The organism is Micromonospora sp. D75 (genome assembly GCF_018070405.1).
Taxonomy (GTDB): domain Bacteria; phylum Actinomycetota; class Actinomycetes; order Mycobacteriales; family Micromonosporaceae; genus Micromonospora; species Micromonospora chalcea.
Genome location: NZ_JAGPXV010000244.1, coordinates 1 through 8,097, shown reverse-complemented (window position 1 = coordinate 8,097; position 8,097 = coordinate 1). Strand labels below are relative to the sequence as shown.

The 8,097-nt window shown below is 70.7% G+C and carries 7 protein-coding genes; 2 read left to right on the top strand and 5 right to left on the bottom strand.

Features of this window, described 5'->3' with window-relative positions; translation table 11 throughout:
• Positions 1-256: 256 nt before the first annotated feature.
• From KBX39_RS16250 to KBX39_RS16230, 5 genes are all read right to left on the bottom strand, one after another.
• A complete protein-coding gene (locus KBX39_RS16250) occupies positions 257-1,285 on the bottom strand; it encodes an ABC transporter ATP-binding protein (protein ID WP_104114344.1) in 1,029 nt (342 codons plus the stop codon).
• Positions 1,269-2,306, bottom strand: coding sequence for an ABC transporter ATP-binding protein (locus KBX39_RS16245; RefSeq protein ID WP_064446559.1), 1,038 nt, complete (start codon positions 2,304-2,306; stop codon positions 1,269-1,271). The genes KBX39_RS16250 and KBX39_RS16245 overlap by 17 nt, the downstream gene beginning before the upstream one ends.
• Positions 2,307-2,312: 6 nt before the next feature.
• Positions 2,313-3,269: an ABC transporter permease gene (locus KBX39_RS16240; RefSeq protein WP_210871334.1), complete on the bottom strand. Its 957-nt coding sequence runs from the start codon at positions 3,267-3,269 to the stop codon at positions 2,313-2,315.
• Positions 3,262-4,200, bottom strand: coding sequence for an ABC transporter permease (locus KBX39_RS16235; RefSeq protein WP_043328367.1), 939 nt, complete (start codon positions 4,198-4,200; stop codon positions 3,262-3,264). The genes KBX39_RS16240 and KBX39_RS16235 overlap by 8 nt, the downstream gene beginning before the upstream one ends.
• An 89-nt stretch (positions 4,201-4,289) precedes the next feature.
• Positions 4,290-5,888, bottom strand: coding sequence for an ABC transporter substrate-binding protein (locus KBX39_RS16230; protein WP_043328368.1), 1,599 nt, complete (start codon positions 5,886-5,888; stop codon positions 4,290-4,292).
• Between the two features lie 390 nt (positions 5,889-6,278).
• Between KBX39_RS16230 and KBX39_RS16225 the strand changes: the two genes are divergently transcribed.
• A complete protein-coding gene (locus tag KBX39_RS16225; protein WP_043328369.1) occupies positions 6,279-7,142 on the top strand; it encodes a bifunctional methylenetetrahydrofolate dehydrogenase/methenyltetrahydrofolate cyclohydrolase in 864 nt (287 codons plus the stop codon).
• Between the two features lie 98 nt (positions 7,143-7,240).
• Positions 7,241-8,097: malate dehydrogenase (locus KBX39_RS16220; RefSeq protein ID WP_210871332.1), on the top strand; the 857-nt coding region annotated here is incomplete at its 3' end.

The window sequence follows — 8,097 nt, the reverse complement described above, 5'->3', positions numbered from 1 at the left end:
GCTGCCGCCGCGCGGCCCGCTCGCCGCGCGCGCCCCGCCGGCCGCCTGAGCCACGCCGGACCCGGGACCCGCACGCCGGGACACCTCACCCGAGCCGCACCGGACCGCCGCGTCGACCCGGCGGTTCCGTCGCGGGACACCGATCACGTACGGCGGCGCGCCTCAACGCCGCCGGGATCGCCCCGGGTCCACGCCCAACCCGCCGCAGCGGAGGCCCCGCCCCCTCTTCCTCCGGGGGACGGGGCCTTCGTCGCGCTCACACGTCGGTGCGGACCTCGGCGAAGTGGCAGGCGCTGGGGTGCGGGTCCGCCGCCCGGGGCACGGTCTGCGGGTCCTGGACCGCGCAGACCTCCTCGGCCTTCCAGCAGCGGGTCCGGAAGTGGCAGCCGGACGGCGGGTCGGCCGGGCTGGGCACGTCGCCGCTGAGCCGGATGATGGTCTGCCGGTCGCGGGCCTCCGGATCGGGCACCGGGACCGCCGACAGCAGCGCCTGGGTGTACGGGTGGGTGGCCCGCTGGTAGATCTGCTCCTCGGTGCCGATCTCGACGATCCGGCCCAGGTACATCACCGCGACCCGGTCGGAGATGTGCCGCACCACCGACAGGTCGTGGGCGATGAAGATGTACGACAGCCCGAACTCGTCCTGGAGCTGCTCCAACAGGTTGATCACCTGGGCCTGGATGGAGACGTCGAGCGCCGACACCGGCTCGTCGCAGACGATGATCTCGGGCCGCAGCGCGAGCGCCCGGGCGATGCCGATGCGTTGCCGCTGGCCGCCGGAGAACTGGTGCGGGTACCGGTTGACGTGTTCCGGGTTGAGCCCGACCACGTCCAGCAGCTCCTGCACCCGCTGCCGCCGGCTGCGCTTCGGCGCCACCTCCGGGTGGATCTCGAACGGCTCGCCGACGATGTCGCCGACAGTCATCCGCGGGTTCAGCGAGGTGTACGGGTCCTGCATCACCATCTGCATGTTGCGGCGCAGCCGGCGCAGGTCCGCCCCGCCGGCCCGGAGCAGGTCGCGGCCCTCCAGCGTGACCCGCCCGGCGGTGGGCGTCTCCAGGCGCATCAGCAGCCGGGCCAGCGTGGACTTGCCGCAGCCGGACTCGCCGACCACGCCGAGCGTCTCGCCGCGCCGCAGCTCGAACGAGACGCCGTCGACCGCCTTGACCTGGCCGATGGTCTTCTTGAACAGCACGCCCTGGCTGATCGGGAAGTGCTTGACCAGGTGGTCGACGGAGAGGATGGTCTCGCCGCGCACCTTCGTGGCGTCAGCCGGCGCTGTCATCGTGCACCTCCTGCGCGAAGTGGCACGCGCTGGTCCGCCCGTCGCCGAGCACCAGGTCGTGCGGCACCTCGTCCACACAGACCTGCTGGACGTACGGGCACCGGGGGTGGAACGGGCAGCCGGAGGGGATCGCCATCAGGTTCGGCGGCAGGCCGCGGATGCTCGACAGCTCCTGGCCGCGCACGTCCAGGCGCGGGATCGACTCCAGCAACCCCTTCGTGTACGGGTGGGCCGGCGCCCGGTACAGCGCGTGCACGTCGGCGTGCTCGACGATGCGGCCCGCGTACATGACCGCGATCCGGTCCGCGACACCGGCGACCACGCCCAGGTCGTGGGTGATCAGGATGAGCGCCGTGCCGAGGTCGCGGCGCAGGTCGGCCAGGAGGTCCATGATCTGCGCCTGCACCGTCACGTCCAGCGCGGTGGTCGGCTCGTCGGCGATCAGCACCTTCGGGTCGAGAGCCAGCGCCATGGCGATCATGACCCGCTGGCGCATGCCGCCGGAGAACTGGTGCGGGTAGTCGCCGAGCCGCTTCGCCGCGGCCGGGATCCGGACCAGGTCCATCAGCTCGATCGTGCGCCTGCGCGCGTCGGCCCGGGACATCCCGGCCCGTTCGCGCAGCGACTCGCCGATCTGCCAGCCGACCGGGAAGACCGGGTTCAACGCCGACAGCGCGTCCTGGAAGATCATCGCGATCTCGGTGCCCCGGATCTGACGGCGTTCCTCCTCCGGCCGGGTCAGCAGGTCCCGCCCCTGGTAGAGGATCTGCCCGCCGCGCACGTACGCGGGCGGGGTGTCCAGGATGCCCATGATCGCCTGGGCGGTGACGGACTTGCCGGAGCCGGACTCGCCGAGCACGGCGAGCGTCTCCCCGGCGTCCAGGTGGTACGTCACCCCGTTGATGACCCGGGCCACGCCCTCGCGGGTGCGGAACTCGACGTGCAGGTCCCGTACCTCCAGCAGGTGCCCGCCCGGCGGGGTGGGCGAGGCCGGCGTGGGCCGGGCCGACGACTGGGTCATGGGTTGTCACCGCAGCTTCGGGTCGAAGGCGTCGCGGATCGCGTCGCCGAGCATGATGAAGGCGAGCACGGTCAGGGCGAGGAAGGCCGACGGTACGATCAGCGGCGTCGCCGACTCGCGCATGTGCACCCGCCCGGCGTCGATGTCGATGCCCCAGGAGATGGTCGGCGCCTTCAGGCCGATGCCGAGGAAGCTCAGCGTCGCCTCGGCCGCGATGAACGAGCCGAGCGCGATGGTGAGCACCACGATGGCCGGGGCGAGCACGTTCGGCAGGATGTGCCGCCACATGATCCGGCCGTTGCCGGCCCCCAGCATCCGGGCTGCGGCCACGTAGTCCTGCTCCCGGGCGGTGATCACCGAGGAGCGGACCACCCGGGCCGCGGTGGTCCACCCGAGCAGCGCCAGCACGACGATCACCGCGAACAGCCGTACCGTGTCGCCGCTGGTGCTGACCCGCTTGAGCAGCACGATCGCGGCCAGCAGCAGCGGGATGCCGAGCACGATGTCGATCACCCGGGAGAGCACCGCGTCGACCCAGCCGCCGAAGTAGCCGGCGAGCATCCCGACGACGAGCGCGATCACGCCGGTGATCAGCGCGGAGAGCGCCCCCACCAGCAGTGAGGCGCGGGCGCCGTAGACCGCGCGGGCGAACGTGTCGCAGCCCTGGAAGTCGTACCCGAAGATGGCCCCGCCGGACGGCCCGGCGTGCTGGCGGGAGAGCACGCAGTCGCGCGGGTCGTTCGCGGCGAACAGCCCGGGGGCCACCGCCATCGCGGCGACGAGCACCACCAGGAGCAGGCTGATCCAGAAGACCGGGTTGCGGCGCAGGTCCCGCCACGCGTCCCCGGCCAGGCTGCGGGCCCGCTCCGGCCGCCCGGCCCGGCCGGGCGTGCCCGGTTCGCCGGAGACGCCGCGCCGCGCCGCCTGGTTCTCGGTGGCCGCCACCGTCTCGAAGTCACTCATAGCGGATCCTCGGGTCGAGGACGGCGTAGAGCACGTCCACCACCAGGTTGGAGAGCAGGTAGACCACGACGAGCACGCTGACGATGCCGACCACCAGGGGGCCGTCCTCGGTGCGGATGCCGCGGAACAGGTTGAAGCCGACGCCGGGCACGTTGAACACGCCCTCGGTGATGATCGCGCCGCCCATCAGGTTGCCCAGCTCGACGCCGAGGAAGGTGATCACCGGGATGAGCGAGTTGCGCAGCACGTGTACGCCGACGATGCGGCGTCGCCGCAGGCCCTTCGAGCGGGCGGTGCGGACGTAGTCGGCGCGCAGGTTCTCGGTCACCGAGGTACGGGTCAGCCGCAGCGCGGTGGCCAGGGACAGCGAGCCGAGCACGATGCCGGGCAGCAGCAGCGCGTAGAAGGAGGGTTGCGCTCCGGCGGTGGGCGGGAAGATCGGCCAGCGTACGCCGAGGAAGTACTGCGCCAGCGGCGCGAGCACGATGGTGGGTATGCCGAGCACCAGCAGCGTGAGCACGAGCGTGGCGTGGTCGAACACGCCGGAGCGGCGGATGGCCGCGATCACGCCGGCGGTGACTCCGAAGATCACCGTGACCGCCATCGCGATCACCGCCAGCTTGAGGGTGACCGGCCAGGCGGCGGCGAGGATGTCGCTGATCTGCCGCCCGGTCAGCGACTGCCCGAGGTCACCCTGGACCAGACCGCCGAGGTAGTTGAAGTAGCGGTAGAAGAAGCCGCCGACCCCTGTCGCGTCCAGGTGGTACTTCTCGGTCAGGTAGGCCCGCTGCGCGGGGGTCACCGGCCGCTCCCCGGCGAGGGCCTGGATCGGGTCGCCCTGCCCGGCGAACATCAGCGCGTAGACGATCAGAGTGGTCCCGAAGAAGGCGAGGACCATCTGCAGGAGTCGCCGCAGGATGAAGCGGAGCATGCTGGCAAGTCTGCCGAAAACGGCGCAAATGCGGGCCAATGCCAAGGCCGGGCCACCCGGTGGGGGTGGCCCGGCCCGTCAGCAGGGTGTCAGGCGAGTTCGATCTTCAGCAGGTCCACCCGGTCGAAGAGGTCCACGTGGACGTTCTTGACCTTGGTCGAGTGGCCGAAGTTGTTCTGCCCGTACCGCAGCGGGATCACCGGCATGTCCTGCGCGAGCAGGTCCTCAGCCGCCTGGTACTTCTTGATCGCCTCGTCCTCGGTCGCCGCGCGGGCGCCCTCGGCGAGCAGCTTGTCGAACTCCGGGTTGCTGTAGCCGTAGTAGTTCGACGAGCCGGTGCTGCTGTACAGCGGGCCGAGGTAGTTCTCCATGGACGGGTAGTCCATGACCCAGCCCATCCGGAACAGGCCGACCGGCTGCTTCTTCTTGACCTTGGTCAGCAGGTCCGCGAACTTCGGCTCGGCGGTGCCGACGCAGTCCACGCCCAGGTTGGCCTTGAGCTGGTTGCAGGTGGCGTCGATCCAGTCCTTGTGGCCGCCGTCGCCGTTGTAGGACAGCTCGATCTTCTTCGGGCCGCCCGCGGCCTCGTACATGGCCTTGGCCTTGACCGGGTCGAACGCGCCCGCGGTGCCGATGGTGTTCTCCCGGTAGCCGGCGACCACCGGCGAGACGAACGAGCGGGCCGGCCGCTGCGAGTCCTTGAAGATCGACTTGGTGATCTCGTCCCGGTCGATCGCCATCGAGATGGCCTTGCGCACCTCGGGCTTGCTGAACTCCTCCTGGAACGTCGGGAAGGCCAGCACCTGCAGCGACGAGGCCGGGCTCTCCTGGTAGCGGTCGCCCAGGTCGGTCGCGGCGGTGGACAGGTTCTCGGTCGGGATCGTCTTGATCACGTCGAGGTTGTCCGACAGCACGTCCGCGTACGCGGCGGTCGGCTGCTGGTAGATGCGGAACTCGACACCGGCGACCTTGGGCTGCTGGCCCGGGAAGGCGTCGTAGCGCTCCACCTCGACCTTGGCGTCGTGCTGCCAGCTGCCCTTCATCTTGAACGGGCCCTGACCGATCGGGGCCTGCTCGTAGCCCTCGGCCAGCACGCCCGGCGCGGAAAAGGCCGCCTCGGGCAGCGGGTAGAAGGCGGTGTAGCCGAGCATCGACTTGAAGTCCACGTACGGCTCGTTGAGCGTCACGGTGAAGGTCAGGTCGTCGACCTTCTGCAGGCCGCTGAGCGTCTTCGCCTTCGGCGTCTCGCCCTGGAGGTCGTCGTAGCCGGCCACCTTCTCGAAGAAGTAGCTGGAGTTCTGGCCGTTCGGGGCGTACGCGCCGTAGTTCCAGGCGTCGATGTAGTTGTCGGCGGTGACCTTCTCGCCGTTGTGGAACGTGTAGCCGGGCTTCAGCTTGATCGTCCAGACCTTGTTGTCCGACGTCGTCACCGAGTCCGCCGCCACCTCGTGCGGCTTGTTCGCCTCGTCGTAGTCGACGAGCGGGCTGAACAGGGCCGACAGGACCTGGGAGCCGCTCGTCTCGTTGGTGTTTGTGGGCACCAGGTGCTGCGGCTCGGCGATCTCGATCCGCACGGCCGCGTCGGGGTTGCCGGCACCGCCGCTGCCGCCGCCCGAGCCGCAGGCCGTCAGGCCGAGCGTCACCGCGAGCGGGAGCGCGGCCCAGGCCGCGAGCCTACGAACACGCATGGGGTCTCCTCATCTCCTCACGCTGCGCGGTCGTCCCGACGTTGGGTGACTCTGCGCAACGAGCGGTAACGGTAGGTCGCGGTTCGGCCCATCGACAACTGGCGCGTGGTTGATCGATGACGGATCGTGTTCGCCCTGTCTTGTCGTTGCCGCTCGCGCGTGCTAAACCTCGCCCCTGCCTGGTTCTTTCCTGGTTGCCTCTGTTCCGGTCCGCGCGTGGCCGGGCGGTCTGCGACGGCTGTTCCCGCTGTCCGGTCCCTGCCCGTCCGGGTGTGACCGGGCTGCGGCGTCACCGTGATTGGTGACTCTCCGTGACTTAGCGCACGTTGCGCAGCGTGATCGTCGGCCGTCGTCGTCCGGGCCCGCCAGCGGGCGTGAGACGATCACGACGTGACGGCGACGATCCTGGACGGCAAGGCCACCGCGGCGGAGATCAAGGACGAGCTACGGGCCCGGGTCAAGGCGCTCGCGGAACGCGGCATCACCCCCGGCCTCGGCACGGTGCTGGTCGGGGAGGACCCCGGCTCCCAGGCGTACGTCAACGGCAAGCACCGCGACTGCGCCGAGGTCGGCATCGCCTCGCTGCGGGTCACGCTGCCCGCGGACGCCACCCAGGAGCAGCTCGACGCGGCTCTGGCCGAGCTGAACGCCGACCCGGCCTGCCACGGCTACATCGTCCAGCTCCCGCTCCCCGGGCACCTCGACACCCAGCGCGCGCTGGAGTCGATCGACCCGGACAAGGACGCCGACGGGCTGCACCCGGTCAACCTGGGCCGGCTCGTCCTCGGGTACGACGCGCCGCTGCCCTGCACCCCGCGCGGCATCGTGGAGCTGCTGCGCCGCCACGACGTGCCGCTGCGCGGCGCGAACGTGGCCGTCGTCGGCCGGGGCAACACGGTCGGCCGTCCGCTGGGCCTGCTGCTGACCCGGCGCAGCGAGAACGCCACCGTGACGCTCTGCCACACCGGCACGCTCGACCTCGCCGCGCACACCCGCGCCGCCGACGTCGTCATCGTCGCCGCCGGCGTACCGGGCCTGCTCACCGCCGACATGGTCAACCCGGGCGCGACAGTGGTCGACGTCGGCATCACGCGCGTGATCGGCGACGACGGCAAGGGCCGCTACACCGGCGACGTCGACCCGGAGGTCGCCGAGGTCGCCGGCAAGCTCGTGCCGATGCCCGGCGGCGTCGGTCCGATGACCCGGGCGATGCTGCTCACCAACGTGGTCGAACGGGCCGAGCGGGCGGGCTGACACCCACCCAGGTCATAACCGTCCGCCCCTGGCCCGATCGGTGCCAGGATGGCTGATACGGTCCGGAAAACCGACTGGGATCAGGGAGTGGGACGACCATGGGTAAGAAGGTCACTGTCGTCGGCGCCGGCTTCTACGGCTCGACCACCGCACAGCGCCTGGCCGAGTACGACGTCTTCGACACCGTCGTGATCACCGACATCGTGGAGGGCAAGCCGGCGGGTCTCGCGCTCGACCTCAACCAGTCCCGCGCGGTCGAGGGCTTCGAGACCAAGGTTGTCGGCGTCACCACCGGCCCGAACGGCGAGGGCTACGACGCCATCGAGGGCTCGGACGTGGTCGTCATCACCGCCGGCCTGCCGCGCAAGCCCGGCATGAGCCGGATGGACCTGCTGGAGACCAACGCCAAGATCGTCCGGCAGGTCTCCGAGAACGTCGCCAAGTACGCGCCGAACGCCGTCGTCATCGTGGTGTCCAACCCGCTCGACGAGATGACCGCGCTGGCCCAGCTCGCCACCCAGTTCCCGCGCAACCGGGTGCTCGGCCAGGCCGGCATGCTGGACACCGCCCGCTTCACCAACTTCGTCGCCGAGGCGCTGAGCGTACCGGTGAAGTCGGTACGGACCCTGACGCTCGGCTCGCACGGCGACACGATGGTCCCGGTGCCGTCCAAGAGCACCGTGAACGGCAAGCCGCTGCGTGACGTCATGCCGGCCGAGCAGATCGAGGAGCTGGTCGTCAAGACCCGCAACGGTGGCGCCGAGGTCGTCGCGCTGCTCAAGACCGGTTCGGCGTACTACGCCCCGTCCGCCGCCGCGGCCCGGATGGCGAAGGCAGTGGCCGAGGACTCCGGCGAGGTCATGCCGGTCTGCGCCTGGGTCGACGGCGAGTACGGCATCTCCGGCGTCTACCTGGGCGTCGAGGCCGAGATCGGCGCCGAGGGCGTGAAGCGGGT

Bases quoted from the DNA above. Each gene is read 5' to 3' on its own strand.
- KBX39_RS16250 (WP_104114344.1), bottom strand. From the start codon at position 1,285: ATGACAGCGCCGGCTGACGCCACGAAGGTGCGCGGCGAGACCATCCTC.
- KBX39_RS16245 (WP_064446559.1), bottom strand. From the start codon at position 2,306: ATGACCCAGTCGTCGGCCCGGCCCACGCCGGCCTCGCCCACCCCGCCG.
- KBX39_RS16240 (WP_210871334.1), bottom strand. From the start codon at position 3,269: ATGAGTGACTTCGAGACGGTGGCGGCCACCGAGAACCAGGCGGCGCGG.
- KBX39_RS16235 (WP_043328367.1), bottom strand. From the start codon at position 4,200: ATGCTCCGCTTCATCCTGCGGCGACTCCTGCAGATGGTCCTCGCCTTC.
- KBX39_RS16230 (WP_043328368.1), bottom strand. From the start codon at position 5,888: ATGCGTGTTCGTAGGCTCGCGGCCTGGGCCGCGCTCCCGCTCGCGGTG.